The organism is Streptomyces sp. W1SF4, assembly GCF_003950035.1.
Taxonomy (GTDB): Bacteria; Actinomycetota; Actinomycetes; order Streptomycetales; family Streptomycetaceae; genus Streptomyces; species Streptomyces racemochromogenes.
This window is the reverse complement of sequence record NZ_CP034350.1, coordinates 6,967,525-6,989,092: the sequence shown is the minus strand read 5'-3', so window position 1 is coordinate 6,989,092 and position 21,568 is coordinate 6,967,525. Positions and strand designations below refer to the sequence as shown.

18 protein-coding genes are annotated in these 21,568 nt (G+C 75.3%); 6 read left to right on the top strand and 12 right to left on the bottom strand.

Annotated elements, in window-relative coordinates:
• Positions 1 to 23: 23 nt before the first annotated feature.
• Positions 24 to 575 carry a hypothetical protein gene (locus D1J60_RS32375; RefSeq protein WP_125823562.1) on the bottom strand — a complete coding sequence of 184 codons (552 nt, stop codon included), beginning with the start codon at positions 573 to 575 and terminating at the stop codon, positions 24 to 26.
• Positions 576 to 768: 193 nt separating this feature from the next.
• Between D1J60_RS32375 and D1J60_RS32370 the strand changes: the two genes are divergently transcribed.
• The 3 genes from D1J60_RS32370 (at position 769) to D1J60_RS32360 (ending at position 3,839) form a co-directional block, all read left to right on the top strand.
• Positions 769 to 1,440, top strand: coding sequence for a hypothetical protein (locus D1J60_RS32370; RefSeq protein ID WP_125823561.1), 672 nt, complete (start codon positions 769 to 771; stop codon positions 1,438 to 1,440).
• A 102-nt stretch (positions 1,441 to 1,542) separates the two neighbouring features.
• Positions 1,543 to 2,103, top strand: a complete 561-nt coding sequence (locus D1J60_RS32365) for an FABP family protein (RefSeq protein WP_125823560.1) — start codon at positions 1,543 to 1,545, stop codon at positions 2,101 to 2,103.
• A gap of 116 nt (positions 2,104 to 2,219) precedes the next feature.
• Positions 2,220 to 3,839 (top strand): alpha/beta hydrolase, encoded by a 1,620-nt coding sequence (locus D1J60_RS32360; protein ID WP_125823559.1) that lies wholly within the window; start codon positions 2,220 to 2,222, stop codon positions 3,837 to 3,839.
• Here the strand turns inward: D1J60_RS32360 and D1J60_RS32355 are convergent.
• Together D1J60_RS32355 and D1J60_RS32350 are read right to left on the bottom strand one after the other, a co-directional pair.
• Positions 3,767 to 4,525 (bottom strand): SDR family oxidoreductase, encoded by a 759-nt coding sequence (locus D1J60_RS32355; RefSeq protein ID WP_125823558.1) that lies wholly within the window; start codon positions 4,523 to 4,525, stop codon positions 3,767 to 3,769. The two genes, D1J60_RS32360 and D1J60_RS32355, sit on opposite strands and share 73 nt — an antisense overlap.
• A gap of 111 nt (positions 4,526 to 4,636) precedes the next feature.
• Positions 4,637 to 5,221 (bottom strand): TetR/AcrR family transcriptional regulator, encoded by a 585-nt coding sequence (locus tag D1J60_RS32350; RefSeq protein WP_125823557.1) that lies wholly within the window; start codon positions 5,219 to 5,221, stop codon positions 4,637 to 4,639.
• Between the two features lie 138 nt (positions 5,222 to 5,359).
• On the opposite strand from D1J60_RS32350, the gene D1J60_RS32345 reads away from it, so the two are divergent.
• Both D1J60_RS32345 and D1J60_RS32340 read left to right on the top strand, forming a co-directional pair.
• Complete coding sequence (locus D1J60_RS32345) at positions 5,360 to 5,794, top strand: CBS domain-containing protein (protein ID WP_125604115.1); 435 nt, start codon at positions 5,360 to 5,362, stop codon at positions 5,792 to 5,794.
• Positions 5,795 to 6,013: 219 nt separating this feature from the next.
• A complete protein-coding gene (locus D1J60_RS32340; RefSeq protein ID WP_125823556.1) occupies positions 6,014 to 7,078 on the top strand; it encodes an N-acetylmuramoyl-L-alanine amidase in 1,065 nt (354 codons plus the stop codon).
• On the opposite strand, the gene D1J60_RS32335 is transcribed toward D1J60_RS32340, so the two are convergent.
• The 6 genes from D1J60_RS32335 to D1J60_RS32310 all read right to left on the bottom strand — a co-directional run bounded on the left by D1J60_RS32335 (position 7,053) and on the right by D1J60_RS32310 (position 15,972).
• Entirely contained in the window at positions 7,053 to 7,868 is an 816-nt protein-coding gene (locus tag D1J60_RS32335; RefSeq protein WP_125823555.1) for a class I SAM-dependent methyltransferase, read from the bottom strand. The two genes, D1J60_RS32340 and D1J60_RS32335, sit on opposite strands and share 26 nt — an antisense overlap.
• A 2-nt stretch (positions 7,869 to 7,870) precedes the next feature.
• Positions 7,871 to 8,530 (bottom strand): DUF2278 family protein, encoded by a 660-nt coding sequence (locus D1J60_RS32330; RefSeq protein WP_125823554.1) that lies wholly within the window; start codon positions 8,528 to 8,530, stop codon positions 7,871 to 7,873.
• 100 nt (positions 8,531 to 8,630) lie between these two features.
• Positions 8,631 to 9,437, bottom strand: a complete 807-nt coding sequence (locus D1J60_RS32325) for an MBL fold metallo-hydrolase (RefSeq protein ID WP_125823553.1) — start codon at positions 9,435 to 9,437, stop codon at positions 8,631 to 8,633.
• A gap of 86 nt (positions 9,438 to 9,523) precedes the next feature.
• Complete coding sequence (locus D1J60_RS32320; protein ID WP_125823552.1) at positions 9,524 to 11,038, bottom strand: alpha/beta hydrolase; 1,515 nt, start codon at positions 11,036 to 11,038, stop codon at positions 9,524 to 9,526.
• Between the two features lie 72 nt (positions 11,039 to 11,110).
• Positions 11,111 to 14,344, bottom strand: coding sequence for an amidohydrolase family protein (locus D1J60_RS32315; protein ID WP_125823551.1), 3,234 nt, complete (start codon positions 14,342 to 14,344; stop codon positions 11,111 to 11,113).
• 149 nt (positions 14,345 to 14,493) lie between these two features.
• On the bottom strand, positions 14,494 to 15,972 hold the full coding sequence (locus D1J60_RS32310) for a multicopper oxidase domain-containing protein (protein ID WP_241253479.1): 1,479 nt from the start codon (positions 15,970 to 15,972) through the stop codon (positions 14,494 to 14,496).
• Between the two features lie 333 nt (positions 15,973 to 16,305).
• On the opposite strand from D1J60_RS32310, the gene D1J60_RS32305 reads away from it, so the two are divergent.
• Complete coding sequence (locus tag D1J60_RS32305) at positions 16,306 to 18,288, top strand: hypothetical protein (protein WP_125823550.1); 1,983 nt, start codon at positions 16,306 to 16,308, stop codon at positions 18,286 to 18,288.
• Between the two features lie 81 nt (positions 18,289 to 18,369).
• On the opposite strand, the gene D1J60_RS32300 is transcribed toward D1J60_RS32305, so the two are convergent.
• From D1J60_RS32300 to D1J60_RS32290, 3 genes are all read right to left on the bottom strand, one after another.
• Positions 18,370 to 18,624, bottom strand: coding sequence for a hypothetical protein (locus tag D1J60_RS32300; RefSeq protein ID WP_125823549.1), 255 nt, complete (start codon positions 18,622 to 18,624; stop codon positions 18,370 to 18,372).
• 49 nt (positions 18,625 to 18,673) lie between these two features.
• On the bottom strand, positions 18,674 to 20,779 hold the full coding sequence (locus D1J60_RS32295) for a GAF domain-containing sensor histidine kinase (protein ID WP_125823548.1): 2,106 nt from the start codon (positions 20,777 to 20,779) through the stop codon (positions 18,674 to 18,676).
• Between the two features lie 114 nt (positions 20,780 to 20,893).
• The gene (locus D1J60_RS32290) at positions 20,894 to 21,565 is read right to left on the bottom strand and encodes a response regulator transcription factor (RefSeq protein WP_125604993.1); all 672 of its coding nucleotides are present in this window, start codon (positions 21,563 to 21,565) and stop codon (positions 20,894 to 20,896) included.
• Positions 21,566 to 21,568 lie beyond the last annotated feature (3 nt).

Here is a 21,568-nt window from a genome sequence, read left to right as displayed (position 1 = left end):
CGGCGGGCCGTGCCCGGGCGGGCTCAGAAGAGGGCCGTGAGGAGTCCGACCAGGAGGCCGGCCGCGACGCCCAGTACGACCACGGCCACCATCGCGGCCAGCGCCGAGAGCACGAACCCGCCCCCGTCCACCGCCCCGCCCCGCCGGGCGCAGGCCGCCAGCCAGGCCGCGAGGGCGAGGAAGGGGACGAGGAGCAGGCCGGTCGCCACGCCCAGGTTGCCGACGGCGAAGCCCGACAGTTCGTACGCCTTCCCGTGCGCGGTGCGGACCTCCACCTCGGAGCCGGGCCGGTGCTCCTCCGCGGCCGTCTCCAGCAGGATCTCCTCCTGCGGACCCCCGCCCCCGCGGGCGGGGGTGTAGCGGCCCTTGCACTGCGTGCCTGCCGCGTAGCCCTCCACGTCGGCGGCCTCGTGGCACTCGGCGATCGTCACGACCCCGTCCACGGGACCGAAGCCGAGCACGGCGGCCAGTTGCGGGCCCGGCAGGAGCCAGAGCAGCCATGCCGCGAGGACGAGGGTCGCCGCCGATCCGAGCGCCGCCGCGCCCCGGACCGCCCCGCCTGCACCACCCCGCACCCCGCACCCCCTCCCCCGCTGGGCCATACCCGTGACCGCGGCTGCCTAACGCGGGACGTGCCCAAGTAGCCACCGTCCGCCATCCGCCATATGGGGTGCCCACGCCCCCGCGGGGCCCCGCCCGGCTCCTAGGATGAGGCCCGCTGCGGCCCGGGAGCGCCGCAGCACGCGTCCACAGGCAGGGAGTTGACGAATGAAGCGGTTGCGCGCACTGGCGGCGGTCGGGGTCCTGGCACTGGCATCGGCGGGGGCGGGCACGGCCCAGGCCGCCGCCGGCCCGCCCGCGTCCGGCACGGGCGGCTGCCCGGCCGCGGAGATCTTCGCGACCGACAACACCGCCGTCATCACGGACCCGGCCGACCCCCGCCTCCGCACCCGGCTGCACCGCTTCGACCGCGAGGTCCGGGAGATCATCCGCTCGCACGGGGCGCGCACCGAGTCCTCGACCCTGCTCGACGGGGTGTTCTGGTCCGAGGAGGAGCAGCAGGCCACCTACGAGCGTTCGCGCGAGTTCGACGTGGCACGCGTCGACGCCAACGGGCTGCACCACATCGCCGACGTCATCCGCAAGCAGTACCGGCAGGAGTCCGTGCTGACGTTCCGCTGCCTGCCGCGCACCTCGCCGGAGACCGACGCCGTCGAGATCCAGGCCGACGGCGTGAGCGCCACCCGGCTGCGCGACGCGCTGCTCGCCGACCCGGTGGCACGGGAGCGGCTCGGCGGCGGCTCGGTCGCCCTCGACGGGCGGCTGATCCTGGTCGCGCCGCTCGCGGACCTGCCGCTCGCCCGGGAGTTCACGGCCCGGCTCGGTGTCGACTGGAAGTCCGCCGAGGTCCGGTACGGGGACGAGGAGTTCGTCGCGTAGCGCCCTCGTCGTGTCCGGCCGGCGGACCGCGCGGGAGCGGCCGCGTGCCGCGGGCTACGCTGCACGCCCACGGGGGACGACCACAGAACGGGCAAGGTGAACATGTTCGAGCCGGCGCAGGAGAATCCCTACCCCGACACCCACGTCCTCGGGGAGGGGCCCGAGCCGCATCCGCTGCTCGCTCCGGTGCTCCCCCTGCTGGGGCGCTGGCACGGGCGGGGAGAGGGCCAGTACCCGACCCTGGAGCAGGACTTCCGGTACGAGCAGGAGATCGCCTTCAGCCACGACGGCCGGCCCTTCCTGCGCTACGAGGCGCGCGCCTGGCTGGTCGACGCGGACGGCGCCCCGGTACGGCCGGCGGGCCGGGAGGCCGGGTGGTGGCGGGTGACGCCCGACGCCTCGCTGGAGGTGGTGCTCGCCCACCCGACCGGCATCGTCGAGACGTACACCGGGTGGGTGTCCGCCCCCGCCGCGGCCGGTCAGGAGGTCGAGATCGGGATCGAGACCAAGGACGTGTCGCTGACGCCGCTGGCCAAGGAGGTCACCGGCACCCGCCGCCACTACGCCCTCGGCCCCGAGGGGCTGACGGTCGTGCACGACATGGCGGCCGTGGGGCAGCCTCTCCAGCACCACTTGACGACCCGTCTGGTCCGCCGCGCCTGACGGCGGGGGTGGCACCAGCACCACCCCGGACACGGGTGGTGGGGAGATCGTCCCGGGCCCCCGATGTGCGGAGGATCGTTACGACCGATCACCGCTACGGGGGAGAGACCGCCCAGATGGACCTGTTGAAGAAGACCGCCCGCCGTGCCGCGGCCGCCGCCTTCGGGCTGCTCGCCGTGGCAGCCGTGCCCGCCGTCCCCGCGCACGCCGCGCCGGGGGCCGAGAGCCGCGCGATACCCGCCCGGTACGCGGACCAGCGCCTCGACTGGCGGCCCTGTGCCTCGGGTCCGCTGGAGTGCGCCTCGATGGCGGTACCGCGCGACTGGTACCACCCCGGCCGGGGGCCGGACCTCACGGTGGCCGTGTCCCGGCACCGTTCCACGGACCCCGCCGCCCGGCGCGGCGTCCTGATGATGGCCGCCGGCGGTCCGGGGGCCTCGGGGCTGGGGCGGCCGGCGGGCCTGGCCTCGTACGCGCCGAAGCTGGCGGCCGCGTACGACATCGTGAGCTTCGACCAGCGGGGCGTGGGGGCGAGCACGAACGTGGTCTGCTCCGGGCAGGACGAGGTGGACGCCCTGTTCGCGGGGGGCGACCTGCGGGACCGCTCGGAGGAGGCCGTCCGCGGGACCGTGCGGCGCGCGCGGGACTTCGTACGCGACTGCCGGCGCAACTCGGGCGGCCTGCTGCCCCACATCACCACCGACCAGGCCGTGCACGACATGGACCTGTACCGGTCCCTGCTGGGCGTCCGGCAGGTGTCGTACTACGGCCCGTCCTACGCCACCTACCTCGGCGCCGTCTACGCGACCCGCTTCCCGAGCCGGGTCGAGCGGGTGGTGCTCGACAGCAACATCGACTTCAGCGGCAGCTGGCAGGACTTCCTGACGGGCCAGCCGATGAGCTTCCAGCGCCGGTTCGAGCAGGACTTCCTGCCGTGGCTGGCGGCGAACGACGCGACCTACCACCGGGGCGGGACCCCGGCCGAGGCCAAGGCCTCGTACGAGCGGCTGCGCGCCTCGCTGCGCGAGCACCCGCTCGACCTGGAGGGCACCCGCGTCCTGCCCGACCACCTGGACGCCGCCGCGACCTCCATGATCTACGGCGGCGACCGCTTCCCGGACCTGGCGGCGCTCCTGGCCGTCCTGGAGGACCCGGCGGGCGCCCCGGCCGCCACGCGCAGGGCCCTCGCGCAGAAGCTGAGGCACCCGATGGACGCCCGTTTCGCCGCGGACTTCTTCTCCGTGGTCTGCCAGGACACCCCCTGGAACCGCGACACCGCGTACTGGGTGCGCCGGAGCGGGGCGGACAGCCGCGACTTCCCCATGGCGGGCGCGCGGGAGCTGGCCTTCACCTCGGTCTGCGCCGCCTGGCCGCGCTCCGGCGCCCCGCGCGTGGAGGTGACCGGCCGGGGCCTGCCGCCGGTCCTGATGCTCAACTCGGAGCACGACCCGGCCACCTACTACGAGGGGGCCGTACGGGCCCACGGGCGGCTCGCGGGGTCGCGCCTGATCACGGTCGGCGGCGGCGACCACGGTGCGTACCAGTCGCGGAACGCGTGCGTGGACCGCTACGTCGAGGACTTCCTGCTCGACGGCCGGATGCCGGAGGCGGACGCCGCGTGCGCGGGGCGGCCGCTGCCGGATCCGGCCGCCCGCGGCGGGGCTCAGGCGGAGGAGCCGCTGTCGATGACGAGGTCGGTGCCGACGACCGAGCCGGCCGCGGGCGAGGCGAGGTAGAGCACGGCGGCGGCCACCTCCTCGGCCTCCGCGAGGCGGCCCAGCGGGTTCTCCTGCTTCATCCGCTCGGCGCGGTCGGCCTCGGTCTCGCCGGGCCGCAGCGACATGGGGCCGGCGGCGGCGCCGGGGCTGACCGCGTTGATGCGGATGCCCTCGTGGATGTGGTCGAGGGCGGCGGCCCGGGTGAGGGCGGAGACGGCGGCCTTGGAGGCGATGTAGGCGGCGGCGTTCGGGATCCGCAGGTGCGCGCCCAGGTTGGAGGAGACGTTGACGATGGCGCCCCCGCCGTTGCGCCTCATGTGCGCGATCTCGTGCTTCATCGCCAGCCAGACGCCGGTGACGTTGGTGCGCTGGACCGCGTCCCAGTCCTCTTCGCTGACGTCGCCGACGGGGCCCACCCCGCGGAGTATGCCCGCGTTGTTGACGGCGACGTCGAGTCCGCCGAAGCGGGCGACCGTCTCGCGGACCAGGTTCTCCAGCCGGCCCGAGTTGGTCACGTCCGCGGGGACGGCGGCGGCGGTGCCGCCGGCCGCCTCGATGAGGGCGACCGTCTCGTCCAGGGTGGCGGCGGTGCGTCCGGCGGCCACGACGGAGGCGCCCTCGGCGGCGAAGGCGAGGGCGATGGCCCGGCCCAGGCCGGAGCCCGCGCCGGTCACGAGGGCGGTCTTGCCGGTGAAGCGGTTCATCTTCGGTGACTCCTTCGGGGGCCGGGGCCCCATATTTGAACGATCGGTTCAGAATTCGGGCATGCGGAAGGGCGGAGCCAGGACATACGGGACGTACGGGGCGGCGGGCCGTCAGTCCAGCAGGGCCAGCGCCTGTTCCGCCGCGTCGCGGACGCGGGCGGGGTCGTCCGAGGCCTTGCCCACGACGCGGACGCCCTGGAGCAGGACCAGCAGCATCCGGGCCAGCGCCCGCGGGTCGCGCTCGCCCGCCAGCTCCCCCTGCCCCTGGGCGCGGACGAGCGCCGAGTGGAGCAGGGTCTCGAAGCGGTCCCAGCTCACCCCGACCCGGCGGGCGGCCGCGGCGTCGTGGGAGGCCAGCTCGGCGGCCGTGTTGGTGATGAAGCAGCCGCTCAGCCGGTCCGCCGGGGAGGCGGCCTCGGCGGCGAAGCGGCGCACCACGGCCCGTACGCCGGGCAGGGCGGGCCCCGGCGCGGAGAGCTGCTCCAGCAGCAGCGGGTCGAAGGTCTCGGCGTAGCGGTCCAGCGCCTTCAGGTACAGCTCGTGCTTGCTGCCGAAGGTCGCGTAGATGCTGGCCCGTCCGATGCCGAGGTGTTCGACGAGGTCGGCCACCGATGTCGCCTCGTAGCCGCGCCGCCAGAACAGCTCCAGGGCCGACTGGAGCACGGCGTCCGGGTCGAATTCCTTGATCCTTGCCACGTCGAAGATCATAGAACCATCTGGAACGAACGGTCAACAATTCTGCCGGGCCGGCGCCCTGGCGCTCCCGGCGGGCAGCCCCGGTCCATCCGTGCTGTGCTCGTAGGGAAGGGAGGGAAGGCCACGGAAGGAGGAGCCATGGACAGGAACCTGCGGGCCCGGGACATCATGACCCAGGGCGTGCAGTGCGTACGCGAGGACCAGTCCCTGCAGGACGCGGCCAGGATGATGCGCGAGCTGAACGTCGGCTGCCTGCCGATCTGCGGGGACGACGGACGCCTCCAGGGGATGATCACGGACCGTGACATCGTCGTCAAGTGCTGCGCCGACGGCAAGGACCCGGCGGCGATGCGGGCCGGGGAGCTGGCGGGCAACCTGCACTGGATCGACGCCGACAGCAACGCCATGGAGGCGCTGGAGACCATGGAGGTCCACCAGATCAAGCGGCTGCCCGTCATCGACGTGGAAGGCGGCCACCGCCTCGTCGGCATGATCACCGAGGCGAATCTGGCCAAGAACCTCTCCGACGCGGACATCGCGGAGTTCGCGGTACGGGTGTACGCGGCCAACTGAGCGGCGGGAGCGGAGGAACCCGCCGGCCGCAGGCCGTGACCCCCGGGCCGCGGGCTCGTTGAAGGGGGCGGTCAGCGAAGTGCGCAGAGCGCCGACCGGGCACTTCCAGCCCGGTCGGCGCCTTGTGTCCTCGGGGCCCGGGACCGGTTCGGGGGCGTGTCGGAGCAGCCGCTGTTCCGGTTCACGTCCACCGTCGCCCGGGGATCCTGGAGAGCCGACTTGCGCACCCGCGGATTCCCGCTGACGCCCCTCACCGCCGCCCTGAGCTGCCTGCTCGTCACCATGGCCGCGGTCGGCGCGGAACCGGCCACCCCTCCCCCGCCGCCGCGCGCCGTGACCCTGACCTCGGCCGGTGCCCCCGTCCTCGCCAACGCCCGGACCCCCTTCAGCATGCTGGCCGTGACGGCCCCCGGCGACCTCCCCGGCGGCGGGCCGGGCGCCGGCACGTACCGGGTCCGCGCCCGGCAGCGGGGCTCCGGCCACTGGTCGCCGTGGACGGTGGTGGAGGGCGGGGAGCCCTGGTGGGCCGGGCCGTCCGACGCCGTGGAGGTGCGCGCGGCGGGCGCCGGCGGGGAACTGCCGGCCGGGCTGCGCCTCGACCTGGTCGACCCGGGGCCGGACCCCCGCCGCGCCGCGGCACCCGTGCCCGCGGCCTACGCGAGGGCCGCCGGCTCCCGGCCCCGGATCGTCCCGCGCGACGGGTGGGGTGCGACCGAGGGGCCCGGCGAGGAGGCCGTGTACGGCAGGGACGTCAAGGCCGTGTTCGTCCACCACACCGCCCAGAGCAACGACTACGACTGCGCCGACTCCCCCGCCGTCGTACGCGGCCTCCAGACCCTCCACCAGCGGGTCAACGGCTGGAAGGACCTGGGCTACAACTACGTGGTCGACAAGTGCGGCACGGTCTTCGAGGGCCGGGCCGGCGGCTCCGGCCGGCCGGTCACCGGGGCGCACACCCTCGGCTTCAACGTCGACACGGTCGGGGTCGCGGTGATCGGCCACTACACCGACGTGGAGGCGCCGCCGGAGGCCACGGCGGCCGTCGCCCGGCTCGCGGCCTGGGCCCTCGGCCGGTTCGGGCACGTCCCCTCGGGCACCGTCGAGCTGACCTCCTCCATCGACAACGGGCGTTTCAGGGCCGGGGAGCGGGTGACGGTGGAGCGGGTCTCCGGCCACCGCGACGTCTTCGCCACCGAGTGCCCGGGCAGCGCCCTCTACCGGCAGCTGCCGGCGCTCCGGGACGCGGCCGCGGCCCCCTTCAGCGACCTGTTCGGCGGCCGCTGACCGCCCAGGCGCGGGCGGTCAGCGCGATCGGCCCGCCGGCCCGGACCGGCAGGGCGCGGGCGAGCCCGTCGCGCAGCCGCCCGCGCGCGGCCGGGGCCAGGGAGGCGACGTAGCCGGGCGCGGGGCCCTGCCCGGCCAGGAAGGGCTCCCACAGGTCCGCGAAGCCGGTGAACGGGGTCGCCACCTCGACCGGGACGACCCGTACCGCGTCCAGCCCGGCCCCCGCCCACAGCGTCTCCAGCGGCTCCGGACGGCACAGGGGGAAGCGGCGGCGCTCGTCCAGCGCGGCCGCCGACGGGTCCAGGGCGACGGCGGCGTCCCAGAAGCGCGCCAGGAACCCGATGCCGTCGGCGTAGTCCCATACGTACGCGGCGACCAGCCCGCCCGGGCGCACGACCCGGGCAGCCTCAGCCACCGCCGCGCCGGGGTCGGGCAGGAAGTTCAGGGCGAGGGCGCTGACCGCGGCGTCGAACGCCCCGTCGCGCACCGGCAGCGCCTGCGCGTCGGCCACCGCGAAGACCGGCCCCGGGGCGCCGGCCGGTGCGGTGGCGGCCCGGGCGGCCGCGACGAAGGCGGCGGACCGGTCCACGCCCAGCACCAGTCCCGGCCGGCAGCGGGCCGCCACGGCCCCGGCCAGTGCGCCCGTACCGCAGCCGGCGTCGATCCACCGGGCGCCGGGGGCGACCCCGAGGGAGCCGGCGAAGACCTCGGCCACCCGCCGGCTCCACCGGCCCATGTAGCGCTCGTAGCCGTCCGCGGCGGCCCAGGTGTCGAAGCGTTCCTCCGGCACGGCTAGACGGGGTGGCCGTCGGGGCCGGTGTGCTCGGCCTGGGTGGTGAACCGGTTGAGGAAGACGTCGTACAGGCCGTCGGGCCGACGGGTGAGGGTGGCGCCGTCCTGCCAGGTGCCGTTGTCGTCCCACCACTGGCTGCCGTACGGGTCGCCCTGGTTCTGGTGGATGTTGTGCATGCCGAGGCCGTGGTCGAAGGGCTCTCCGAAGACCATGATCTCGCGGCCGGGCAGGAGGATGGGTTCCAGTGCCCGCGCCGCGTCGAGGTTGGAGCCCGAGCTCCAGGGGTGGGGCGGGTTCAGCCGGTCCATCAGGTTCCGGAGCCGGGCGGGCGGGCGGACGGGGAAGGCGCAGCCGGGCCGGTGTCGGAGGGCCGGATGCCGCTGGTAGTCGAGGGCGCCGGAGCCGGAGCTCGTGGACAGCTCGTGGTAGCCGGGGTCCAGGGAGGGCACCGGGTCGAGCACGGAGGCGGCGAGGGTGAGCACCTTCCACTGGACGCCGGTGGTGGACTGTTTGCTGTCCACGTCGACCGCGCACCGGTACCGGCCGGCGGGCGCGTCCACCTCCAGGTTGACGTGGAACCAGTGCCCCTGGGTGTCCGGCGTGTCGCGGAAGTGGCGGTGCAGCGTTCCCGACAGCACCCCGTAGGAGTCGAGCGGCATGCGGCCAGTCAACCACCGCCCCGGCGCGCGGTGGTGTGACGCGCGGGGGATCCCCGCACCGGCCCCCGTACGGAGGCGGTCCGGCGGCGCCGAACGCTGCTCAGTGCGGGCCCGGGGCGAAGGTGGCGAGCATCCGTTCCAGGGCGGCCTGGTCGGGGCCGGTGTAGGGGGTCAGGCCCGGGACCGCGGTGAGGGTGTCCAGCAGGCGGGGGGTCAGGCCGGTCGCCGGGGGCAGGTGGGTGGACAGGACGGTGCCCGGGCCGGCGGAGCGCAGCGGGTCGGCGGTGGCGAGGAAGCGGGCCGGGTCCACGTTCTGGGCCCAGGGGCTGTCCACGCTGGCCCAGAGGAGCTGGGCGGCCTTGAGGTCCTCGGCGTCCACCTCGGCGACGTCGGGGCAGGTGGCGAGGTCGGCGGTGGGCAGGGGGGCGCCGAAGCAGTCGGAGCTGTAGCAGGTGCCGGTGCGGTCGTCGAAGAAGCCGACGGTGGCGGGGTTGTCGAAGAGCGGCGGCCGGAAGGCGCGCAGGGTGCGGTCGCCGACGGACAGGCTCTGGCCGGGGTTGAGGAGGTACACCCGGTCCAGGGGCAGCGGGGACTCGGTGGACATCTCGCCGACGCCGAGGAAGGTGGTGATCACCCGTGCCCGGGGGGCCGCGTCGAGGAGGGCGAAGAGGCCGCCGGTGTGGTCGCGGTCGGGGTGGGTGAGCCAGATCCAGCGCACGTCGGCCGGGTCGATCACGCCGGCGAGGGTGGTGAGGAAGTCCCGGTCGGGCAGGCCCAGGCCGGTGTCGACGACGACGGGTTCCTCGGCGTGCAGGACGAAGGCGTTGACGGGGACGAAGCCGATTCCGGGGACTTCCAGGCAGTCGGCGAGAACGGTGGTGTCGGGCCCGACTTTGTGCGTGCTCATGATGGTCTCCACGGCCCTGGGGAAGGCGCTGTCCGTTCCATCGTGCCGCCGTACGGGTGAGCCCGCGCGCCGCGCGGCGGCGGTGCTCAGTTCGGGCAGCTCGTGTCGCGGGCGGGGCGCTCGCCGGTGGTCAGGAAGCGGGTGACGGTGCGGTCGCCGCAGGCGTTGCCGTTGCCGAGGTAGACGCCGTGGCCGCCCTGCTCGACGGTGACGAGGACGGCCCGGTCGCCGAGGGCCTCGCGCATCTTGAGGCTCTTGGAGTGGGGGGTGGAGGGGTCGCGGCGGCTCTGGATCATCAGGACGCCGGAGGGACCGTGATTGGTGATCTTGGTGGGCTTCCTCCGGGGGGTGTCCTTCCAGAAGGAGCACGGCAGCACGTTGACCGGCATTCCGGCGGTCAGCGGGTGGCGGGCCCGGTCCTCGTCGACGGCGCGCTGCCGGTCGGCCTGGGAACCGCCGGGCCAGGCGACGTCGTTGCACAGGACCGCGACGAGCTGGGCGGCGTCCTCGTCGCGCAGGGGGCGGGCGAGCTCCGGCGGCAGGGCGGGGGTGTGGGCCGGGTCGCGCAGGGCGGCGGCGAGCCGGGCGAAGGCGGGGAAGGCGGAGTCGCTGTAGAGGGTGTTCTGCAGGGCCTGGCGCAGGCCGTTGCCGGTCAGGGGCACGCCGGGGGTGGTGGAGGGGCGGGGGGTGCGGTCCAGGGAGGCGAAGAGCGAGAGCAGCAGGGGTTCGACGTCCTCGGGGTGCTGGGCGAGGCGCAGGCCGTCCTTGTCGCGGTCGGGGTGGGCGGCCCAGGCGGCGAAGTCGGGGAAGCGGTCGTCGGAGCCCTGGGCCATGTTGGCCAGCCAGCCGCGGGCGACCCGCTTGGGGTCGGGGTCGCCGCTGCTGTCGAGGACCCAGCGGTCGGTGCGATCGGGGTGGGTCTGGGCGTAGACGGCGCCCACGTAGGTGCCGTACGAGACTCCCCAGGCGGAGAGCTTGCGCTCGCCGAGGGCGGCGCGGAGGCGGTCCGTGTCGCGGACCTGGTTGGCGGTGGTGAAGCTGCGCAGGACGGGTCCGCCGTTGCGGGCGCAGGCTTCGGCGGTGCGGCGGGCGCGGGCGAGGTTCTCGGTGATGTCGCCGTCGGGGGCGGGCCAGGAGCGCAGGGCGGTGAGGTAGCGGTCCTCGGGGGCGAGCCGGCAGCTCGCGGTGGTGGAGCCGCCGACGCCGCGCGGGTCGAAGGCGACGAGGTCGTACGCGCCGCCGAGCTGCTGCTGGAGGGCGGCGCCCTTCTGGGTGAGCCGCTGTACGCCGGAGCCGCCCGGGCCGCCGGGGATCACGAGGAGGGTGCCGCGGCGGGCCTGGGGGCGGTCGCTGCGGATGCGGGAGACGGCGACCTTGACCTGCGGTCCCGTGGGGTCGTCGTAGTCGAGGGGGACGGGGAGGTCGGCGCACTCCTGGGTGGCGGGACCGCCCGGCTTGGCGCAGGGGTGCCAGCCGAGGGCGGGCGCCTCGGCGCGGGGGGCCGGGGCCGCCTGGGCGGGGAGGGTGGCGGCGGTGAGCGCGGTGGCGGCGGCCGCGGCGGAGAGGGCGAGGAGGAGGGCCTTGTTCCGGGAGTTCGTCATGGGGCCAGCCTCGTGCAGGGCGCCCCGGCGGCCCATCCGGCAGACCGGCTTCCGGGGGTGGGGGTAACCCCCCTACAGGAGGCGCCCGTTGACCCGGTGGGCGGTGCAGCAGGAGTCGCGGTGCAGCTGGCGCAGAACGGGCCGCCAGGCCCGCTCCGGGGCGGGGGCGGCGGGGGCGGGGTAGGCGGCTTCCAGGTCGGCGCGCGCGAAGGGGGTGCCGGCGCGCAGGACGGCCCGTACGCGGACCAGGTCGGCGAAGTCGGTGAAGGGGTCGCCGTCGACGAGGGTGAGGTCGGCGAGCTTGCCCGGTTCGGCGGTGCCGAGGTGGGCGTCGGCGCCGTAGACGCGGGCGGGGGTGCGGGTGGCGGTGGTGAGTGCCTCGGCGGGCGAGAGGCCGTACCGGTGGAGGGCGCGCAGGGCGAGGTGGAGGTGGAGGCCGACGGGGGTGAGCGGGGCGTCGGTGCCGAGGGCGACGCGGCCGCCGCCGGCGAGGACGGCGCGGTAGACGGCCACTTCCCGTTCGAGGGCGGTGTACTGCTCGGGGGTCGGCGGCTGGGCGGCGGCGGTCTTGAGGGTGGCCGCGTCCCAGGGCGGCATCATGGCGGTGACCCGGCGGTCGGCGGCGAGCGAGGGGTCGGCGCCGATCAGGGGCAGGGCGGTGAAGGGGGTGGCGACGAGGTCGAAGCCGCCGCGGGTGTAGACCTCCAGGGTGTCCTGGTGGGTGTGGCCGGCTGGGGTCGTGCCGTGGCCGTACTCGGCGCGTTCGGTGGCGACCAGATGGGTGGTCAGGTCCTGGCCGGACTGGATGCCGGGGGCGCACAGGTGGGAGCCGGAGCGGACGCCGAGCACCTCGCGGGCGAAGCGGGCGGCCTCCTCCATGAAGGCGTAGGGGGCGCGGACGTAGGTCTTGACGAAGTCCCAGTCCAGGGCTTCGGCGCGGGCCAGGGAGCGGGCGAGTCCGGCGCGGGTGCGGTGGGCGCGGCCCATGCTGTAGGCGACGCGGGACCCGTCGAGGAGTTCCCCGCCGGCCAGCAGCCGGGGGGCGGCGAGGCGGCCGGCGCGGATGTCCTCGCGCAGCCGGGCCTGTTCGTAGGCGGAGCCGCCGAGGGAGACGGCGGTGGTGATGCCGTAGGCCAGGTGCAGGGCGCCCTGACGGGCCCCGTAGGTGTACGGGTACGGGTGGACGTGCGCGTCCCACAGCCCGGGCAGGACGGTGCCCCGGGAGGCGTCGACGGTGCGGGCGGCCCGGCGGCGCGGGCGGTGCGGTTCGACGGCGGTGATGCGGCCGCCGCTGACGAGCAGGTCGACGTCGGCGCGGGGCGGGGTGCCGGTGGCGTCCCACAGGAGGCCGGCGTGGACGACGGTGTCGACGGGTTCGGGGCGGCGGTAGGACAGGGAGACGGGGACGGTGCGGGGCGCCCCGTCGGGGGTGCCGTCGGGGCGGAGGGTGAGCAGCCGCAGCCTGGCGTTGGACTGGTAGAGCAGGGTGCGGGAGTCGGCGGACCAGGAGGGGTGGTCGGCGGGCTCGTCGGTGAGGCGGCGGGCGGGCCCGGCGGGGGTGCCGTCGGGGGTGACGGGCAGCAGCCAGAGGGCGGATTCGGCGACGCAGGCCAGGTGGCGGCCGTCGGGCGACCAGACGGGGCCGCAGGCGTAGCGGTCGGAGAGGGAGGTGTGGGGGGCGAGGGCGTGGAGGCGGGTGGCGCCGGTGGCGGTGTCGACGATCCGGATCAGGTTGTAGCCCTCGCGGAAGCGGCGGCTGAGCCGGTTGCGGTCGCAGAGGGCTAGGTGGCGGCCGTCGGGGGACCAGCTGGGCGGGCTGGGCAGGCCCCCGCCGCCGAGGGCCGGGACGAGGGGGGTGTCGGTGGCGGAGGCGAGGTCGCGGACGATCAGCCGGCCGGCGAGGTCGAGGGCGGCGAGCCGGGTGCCGTCCGGGGAGAGGGAGCCGTAGACCCGGCCGGGCGGGGAGAGGACGCCGTCGCGGCCGTCGGCGAGTCCGCGGCGGCGTACGGTGTTCAGCCCGTCGCGGTCGTCGGTGTAGAGCAGGGCGCTCCCGTCGGGGGTCCACACCGGGCCCTGGACGTAGGCCGTGGCGGGGGCCTGGAGGATCCGGCGCGGGGCCCCGCCGGTGACGGGTGCGGTCCACAGGGCGCCGAGCGCGGCGAAGGCGACGCTGCGGGCGTCGGGCGAGAGGGCGGGCAGGTGGATGCCGCGGACGGGGCGGGGGCGGTCGGCTTCGAGGTCGTACTCCTTGACCCGGTAGCGGGGGCGGGGCAGTTCGAGGGTGGCGTCGAGGGGGATGTCCCGGGCGGGGCCGTCGCGGTGCGGGCGGATCAGCCGGAACCGGCCGTCGAGGGTGATGAGCAGGCGGTCGTCGCCGATCCAGCGCGGGGGCGCGGGGGCGAGGTCGCCGTCGAGGGGGACGGGGCGCCCGTCGGCGTACAGGGTGAGCTTCTCGGCCCTGCGGGGGCCGGGGGCGGCGGACAGCCAGGCGGTGCGGCCGGCCGGGGAGAGGGCGGGGGCCAGCAGGCTGCCTTCGGTGACGGTGTGTTCGGTCCGTACGGGGCCGCTGCCGTCGGCGGCGGCGGAGGCGAGGGTGCGGGCGGGCAGGGCCTCGCCGGAGGGGACGGCGCGCAGGAACAGGACGCGTGTGCCGTCGGGTGAGAAGACCGGGTCGAGGTCCTCCCAGGGGCCGTCCTGGCCGGGTCCGGCCTGGCCCGGCACTCCGGTGAGGCGGCGCATGCCGCCGTCGGTGAGGGAGACGGTCCAGATGCGGTACGGGCTGCCGGCGACGGGGTCGCCGCCGCGTTCGGAGCAGAAGGCGAGGGTGCGGCCGTCGGGGGACCAGGCGGGGGCGCGGTGGTCGAAGGGGCCGTCGGTGAGGCGGCGCAGGCCGGTGCCGTCGGCGCGCATCACCCAGATGTGGAAGGTGCCGCCGCGGTAGGCGCTCATGGCGACGCGGCGCCCGTCCGGGGAGAACACGGGCCGGCCGGGTTCCAGGTCGGGCGGGGTGAGGGGGGTGGCGGGCGAGCCGTCCGGGGGCAGTGACCACAGGACGTTCTGCACCTCGGCGATGACGCGCCGCCCGTCGGCGGTGGCGGTGGCCGCGCCGTTGGTGGCCCGGGTGAAGCGCAGCACGGCCCGGCCGTCGCTGGGCGGGGCGGCCGGGCCGTCGCTGGGCGGGGCGGCCCGGCCGTCGTTACGCGGGGCGGCCGGGCGGGCGGCGGCCGGCGGGGCCCCGGTCCCGGTCAGTGCCGCCAGTGCTCCGGCCGAAGCCGCCCGCAGTACCGTCCTGCGCTCCGTCCGCATGCCGCCGACCCGCTCCCGTGTGGTTCCCGCCCGTCCGCCCGTCGGGCGGTCAAACGATCACGGTGGCGGTTCGGCAACGGGAGGGGTCCGCCCCGGCGGCCGGACGAGGCCGCCGGGGCGGAGGGGGGGAGGGGAAGGCGTGCGGGGCGTCAGGAGATGCGCATGTTGGCCATCATGCCCATGGCGCCGTGGTCGAACAGGTGGCAGTGGTAGACGTAGGTGCCGCGGTAGCCGTCGAAGGTGGCCTGGACCTTGACGGTCTCGCCCGGCTTGAGCGGCACGGTGTCCTTCAGGCCGGTCTCGGGGCCGGAGGTGACGGGCTTGCCGTTGCGTTCCAGCACCCGGAACTGCACGAGGTGCATGTGGAAGTTGTGCGGGGCGAGCTTGTTGCTGTTGGTCACGGTCCAGATCTCGGTGGCACCGTAGGCGATCTCGGTGTCGATCCGGTCCATGTCGTACGTCTTGCCGTTGATGTACGCGCCGGTGCCGCCGGCCCCCTCGTCCATCTTCATGTCGAAGTCGCGGGTGACGCTGGCCGGGCCGAGCGGGGGCAGGGTGCGCAGCCGGTCCGGGATGACGCTGCGGTCGGCCGCGGTGCGGGTGACGCGGAACTGGAGGACCTTGCTGACCGCGTCGGCGGGCTCGTACGGCGGGATGTCCTTGTTGCGCAGCTCGATGACGGTGCCGACGGGGTAGCGGGAGAAGTCGATGACGACGTCGGCGCGCTCGCCGGGGCTGATCTGGACCACGTCGGTGCGGTGCGGCGCGGGGAGCAGGCCGCCGTCCGTGCCGATCTGCACGAGCTCGGAGTTGTCGGCGAGGTGGAGGTCGAAGAAGCGCTGGTTGGAGGTGTTGGTGAGGCGGAAGCGGTACTTGCGGGCGGCGACCTCGAAGTACGGCCAGGCCTTGCCGTTGGCCATGATGACGTTGCGCTTCATGAAGTCACCCATCTGGTAGATGAGTTCGCCGCTCTCCAGGAAGCGGGCGTCGCGCAGCGCGATCGGGACGTCGTACTGGCCGGAGGGCAGGCGCAGCCGGCGCTCGATGTCGTCGGTGAGGATGTAGGTGCCGGTCAGCCCGCGGTAGACGTTCTCCGACTCCATGTGGTGGGCGTGGTCGTGGAACCACAGGTTCGCGTGGGGCTGGGTGTTGGGGTACGTGTACGTCTTGGTGCCGCCGCCGGCCGCGATCAGGTCCATGGGGGCGCCGTCGCTGTCCTGGGGGACGTGGGCGCCGTGGAGGTGGATCGAGGTGGGCACGGCGAGGGAGTTGGTCTGCTTGATCACGACGCGCCGGCCCGACTCGGCCTTGATGACGGGGCCGGGGAAGGAGCCGTTGAAGGTGCGCAGCGGGGTCTTGACGCCCGGCACGATCTCCTTGGCGGCTTCCTTCAGGGTCATGCGGTAGTAGCTGGTGGTGCCCGTGTTCAGGTAGGGCTGCAGGACCGGCGGCAGCGGCATCTTCTGCGTGAACTTGGTTATGCCGACGGGGTCGAGTTCGGCGGCGCCCGCGGTGGCCCCGGCCGTGCCGGTCCCGGCGGCGTTCACGACGGGCAGCAGCATGCCACCGGTGCCGACGATGCTGGTGGCGGCGACGCCTGCCCGCAGTGCGGTCCGTCGAGTAATCACATTTCCCCCGTGGGTGTGGCCCGGCGCCTCGTGTGCCGGTCTGGTCGGGTGCGCGTGATGGGTGCGCGTGGCTGAACAGGGAGAGCGTGTTCGAGTGCGGTGGTGTGCCGCTGGTGCGGCTGTGGAGCACGGGTGAGGCGGCGGTGGTGTGCGGGCCGTTACCCCGCCCGGTGACGGCGCGTTGGACCGTCCGGGCGGTGCTGCGGGGCGTCCGGCGCGGCAGGGGCGTTCACGTCCCCCGGTGGCGCCCCGGCCGGGGATATTGGATGAATGGCTCCGCGTACGCGCTCTGCCGGGCTTATTGACGCTTCATCACAGTGGAGGCTATGCGTGATGCGCACACGGTCCGTCCTGCTGGCCACCGCCCTGCTGGCGACGCTGCTGCAGACGGCGGACGGGGCGGCCGCCGCGGGCGGGCCGCCCGTGGCGCCCGACCAACGTCCGGCCTACGACGGACGGTCCGGGCACGAGGTGCCCCTCCTTCCCGGGGGACGGCCGGAAGGCGGCGGACGGGCCGCCCTCGACGGGCAGGCCGGGCACGACGTGCCCCTGTACGGGATCAAGGGCGCGGGGAGCGCCGGGCGGGCCGCGGCCCAGGAGTTCAGTACGGACGACGGCCGGCTCTCCAGGGTCTCGCTGTTCCTCGGCGGCACGGCCGCGACCGGGACGCTGAGCGTGCAGGTGCGCACCGCCCGGGACGACGCCGGTTCCGCGATCGCCTCGGCCACCGTGGACCTGGCCGCGCTGGGCGGTCCGGGCACGGGCTGGGTGGAGGTGCCGCTGGCGGCGGCGCTGCGGCCCGGTGCCCGGTACTACCTGTTCGCGCAGGCCGCCACCGCCGAGGCGGGGGCGGTGACCTGGTACGGCACCCGGGCGGCCGCGGCCGGCCACCCCGCGGCCGCGCAGTACGACCAGGCGCGGGGCGGCTGGCAGCCGGGCTCGGGCCGGCTGGCGTTCTACGTGAACCCGGCCGGGTCCGAGCGGTGCGGGGAGACCGAGGCCTGCTACGTCCCGGCCTCGATGAAGCCGGCCCGGACCGCGGGCCTGCTCTCCAACGGGCGGGCGGTGGAGGCCCTGGACCCGGCGTTCGCCGTCGGGGCCCGCTACGTGGAGGGCAGCAACGTCCTGGTGCTGCCCTCGGGCCGCTGGCGCTACCTGCCGGCGGGCGCGGAGAAGTCCCGGGTGGTCGAGGCGGGCGACGCGGGCGCGCTGGCCCAGATCGCCGAGTCGCGGCGCTGGCTGGCCCGGGGCCGGGTGCCGGGGGCGGCGGGGGCCCGGCGCGAGGGCGCGGAGCGGGCGCTGCTGTCGATGCGGGCGCTGCTGCGGCCCAACGGGGCGCTGGCGGCGGCCTGGTACCCGTTCTGGGACTTCTCCTGGCCTCGGGACTCCGCCTTCGCCGCGGCGGCGTTCGCGCACACGGGGCACGACGAGGAGGCGTACCGGATCCTGCTGTACAACGCGCGGACGCAGCGGCCGGACGGCACCTGGGAGGCCCGTACCAAGCTGGACGGCTCGGGGCCGCCGGACACCCGGCCGTGGCAGCTGGACGCGAACGGCTGGGTGCCCTGGGCCGCCTGGCAGTGGTACCGGACGGCGCCCGCGGCGGACCGGGCGGAACGGCTGCGGGTGCTGTACCCGGCGATCCTGAAGGCGGCCGACTTCGCGGCGGCGTCCCTGGACGCGCAGGGCCTGCCGCCGGCCTCCCCGGACTACTGGGAACTGCCCACGGACACCGCCAACATCGGCACGGCGGCGCCGCTGCTGTCCGGGCTGCGGGCGGCCGCCGACCTGGCCGCGGGGCTCGGGCGGCAGCAGGAGGCGGCGCGCTGGACGGAGGCGGCGGGCCGGCTGGAGCGGGGCATCGCCCAGCGGTTCGCGCCGCTGGGCTACCAGCGCACGGTGGACGGGCTGCACGGCCACGACAGCGCGGCGGCGTTCATGGCGCCCCCGTTCAACGAGGCGCCGGCCGGTCTCGCGGGGGCGCTCGACACCACCTACCAGGAGCTGCTGCGGCCCAACGGCGGGCTGGTGCCGGGCAGTGACCCGGACACCCGGTGGGGGAACATCACCTGGACGGCGAGCACCTCGTTCTTCGCGCTCGCCTGGGCGTCGACGGGCGAGCGGGCGAAGGGTTCCGCGGTGCTCGACTGGGTGCTGGCGCAGCGCAACGTGCTCGGTGAGCTCCCCGAGACGGTGGACGCGCAGGGCCTCCCGAAGGCCGTGGTGCCGTTGGGCTGGACGGACGCGCTGGTCCTGCTGACGCTCGTGCAGCTCGGCGACGCGCCCCTGGCGGCGCCGCCCGCGCGCCGCGCCTGACCCGGCGCGGCGGCGGCGCACGGCAGGGCGCCGGGCCCGGGACATGGCGTCCCGGGCCCGGCTGGAGGAGCTGTCCTCCGGTTACTTCGAGGTGTAGTAGAGCCACCACTTGTGGTCGTGCTGCTGGCAGTAGTAGCTCTTGTAGTGGCCCGCCTTGCCGGCCGCCTCACAGGACGACTTGCTGGGGTAGGGGCCCTTCTTGCCGCTGGTCTTGTGCTCCACCACCGACACGGCGTCGGACTGCTGCCGGGGGGCGGCCAGTGCGGTCGGACCGGCCAGGACCAGGCCGGCGGTGACCAGGGCCACCGGAGCGAGCTTCACGATCTTCGCGTACATGATGGTTCCTCTCCTTCGGGTTCTCCGGGCCCGTTCGGGCTTCGGACCATCAACGTACGGAGCCTCCTGTCCCGGGCACATGGTCCCCGGGTCCCGTGCCGGTCCCGGCCGTACGCGGGAGCACGGCCCTGACCACGGTCCCGGTCCCGGAGCTGACCAGGTCGAAGGTGCCGCCCAGCTCCTCGGCGCGCTCGGCCATCGAGCGCAGCCCCACCCCGGCGTCGCGGGGCGCGCCGCCCTGGGGGACGCCGGAGCCGTCGTCGGTGACCTCCACCGTCACCGCCTCGGGGGTGAGGACCACCGCGGCGTGGGCGCGGCCGGCCCGCGCGTGGCGGACGACGTTGTTCAGGGCCTCCGCGGCGATCCGGTACAGGGCCACCTCGACGGCGGCCGGCAGTCCCGGGAACGGCTCGGGGGCCAGGCTGACGGTGATGCGCAGGTTCCGGCCCAGGTGCTCGGCGAGCTGGCGCAGGGCGCGGGGCAGGTCGGCGCCGTCCAGGGCGGCGGGGGCCAGTCCGCCGGTGATGTGGCGCAGTTCGTCGATGGCCTGCCCGATGCCCTCGGACACGGCGGCCAGCGAGTCCGTGGCCCGGGTGCCGGAGGGTATGGCCGCGCGGGCCGCGTCGACCTGGAGGCGCAGTCCGGACAGCGCGGGGCCGAGGCCGTCGTGGAGGTCGTGGCGCAGCCTGCGCCGCTCCTCCTCGCGGGCCAGGACGATCTGTTCGCGGCTCGTCTGGAGTTCCTCGTAGAGCTGGAGGGAGGCGATGGCGGGCGCGCTGTGGTCGGCCAGGATCCGCACGGCCTCGCGGTCCTGCTGGTCGAGGGCGAGTTCGCCGGCGCGCGGCGGGACGTAGAGGTGGCCGATGGCGTTGTCCCGGTGGACCAGGGGGAAGGCCTCGTCGCCGCTGCCGGGGCTGCCCAGGCGGGCCAGTTCGCGCTCGCCGTGCCGGGTGCTGATCACCAGGCGGGCGGCGGGCAGCCGCAGGGTGTGCACGACGGTGTCGCACAGCAGGCGGGGCATGTCCCCCGGGTCGAGTGCGTGGCTGAGCCGGTCGGCGAGGGCGCGCACCGCCTGGTAGGGCTGGGCGCGTTCGCCGTAGTAGTAGCGGTCGACGAGCCGGGCGGACCAGCGCGCGGTGGGGCGCAGCAGGAAGCCCACCAGCAGGGTGAGGCAGGCCATCAGCCCGGACTCGGGGGTCAGGGAGCCGGGCGCGAAGTAGTCGAGGACGAAGGCGCCGCCCGCGTAGGCCATGAACAGGCCGAAGGTGAGGACGAAGGCCGTCAGGATGCGGCGTCCCGCCCGGTCCAGGGCCCAGGTGCGCTCCCGGATGTGGACGTAGCCCACCGTCGCCGGCCAGGACGCGGCGGCGAGGTAGACGATGACGACCTCGAAGCCCATCGGGGGGTCGCCGTACTGGTTGACGGCGATCACCGCGAGCCACAGCAGGTAGGGCACCGCCAGGATGGCGTAGGGGCGGTCGGACTTGGGGGTGCGCGGCCAGCGGACGGCCATCAGGAGGATGCCGACGCCGGCGATGAGGGGCGGGACCCAGCGGGAGGCGGTGTCCATCCACGGCGTCAGCAGGCGTTCCGGGCCGGCCCACCCGGGGCCGGAGATGGGGGACTCGACGCCGTAGTAGACGAAGCCGGGGCGGGTGAAGACGTAGTACTGCTGGGCGGCGCTGAAGAGGGCGGTGAACGCCACGTACGGCGCGCCCCAGCGGGGGAAGCGGCCGGTGGGCAGCCACAGCGGCATGGGGTAGATGATGGCGTTGATCAGGGTGAAGGCGACCATGACCAGGATGAACACGGCGGTGAGCACGCGCGGCCCGGCTCCGTGCACCACGGCGGTCTGCGGCACCACCTGGGCGAGGGTGAGCGCGCAGCCGGAGCAGAGCATCAGCCACCCGAGGACCCGGGCGGTCCGGCGGGCGGCGAAGACCATGCCGGTGAGGGCGATGCCGAGGCCGACGAGCACGTGGTCGGCGGCGAGGTGGAGGCGTACGGTGCGCAGCGCGGGGTGGCCGATGTGGGTGAGGGTGACGATGCCCCAGGTGATGGCGGCGAGCATGGTGAGGACGCAGACGGCGTAGGCGGGCAGCATCTCCGGCCCCGAGCGGGGCGTGTTCGCGGTGGTCCGGTTCGCTGTGCGCATGTCGGCCTCCCCGGCCGCTCGGGGGTGCGTTGGTTTCCAGCCTGGTGCCTGCCCGGTCCCGGGCGCATGGGGCGGGTGTCCCGGTTTCCGGCCGGCCCGTAGCCCGGCCGGGGGTCAGCCGGCGTCGCCGCCCAGGCCCGCGTCCCGGGCCCGGGCCACGGCCTCGGCGCGGGAGGTGACCTGGAGCTTCTCGAAGACGTGGGTGATGTGGTTGCGGACGGTCTTCTCGGACAGGACCAGCTCCCGGGCGATGCGCCGGTTGTCGTGGCCGCGCGCGATCAGTTCGAGCACCTCCACCTCGCGGGAGGTGAGGGAGGGGAAGAGCTGTCCGGCGTCGCGGCGGCGGCCTCCGGCCAGGAGTTCGGAGAGCCGGGCCGCGATCTCGGAGCCGATGACGGCGCCGCCCGCCGCGACCGTGCGCAGGGCGTGCAGCACCTCCTCGGAGCCGGCGCCCTTGACGACGTAGCCGCGGGCGCCCGCCTGGAGGGCGGCGAGCAGGCTGCCGTCGTCGTCGGACATGGTGAGCATCAGGACGGGCAGGCCGGGGTGGGTGCAGGCGAGGCGGCGCGTGGCCTCGATCCCGGAGACGTCGGGCAGGGAGAGGTCCATCACGACCACGTCCGGCCGGTGCCGGTCCACCGCGTCCGGGACCTCGCCGCCGGTCTCGGCCTCGGCGACGACGACCGCGCCCCGGGTGCTCTCCAGGGCGGCCCGCAGCCCCTCGCGGAACAGGGGGTGGTCGTCGACGATCAAGACCCGGGGAATGGTGCGGTCTTCTTCGTCCACGCA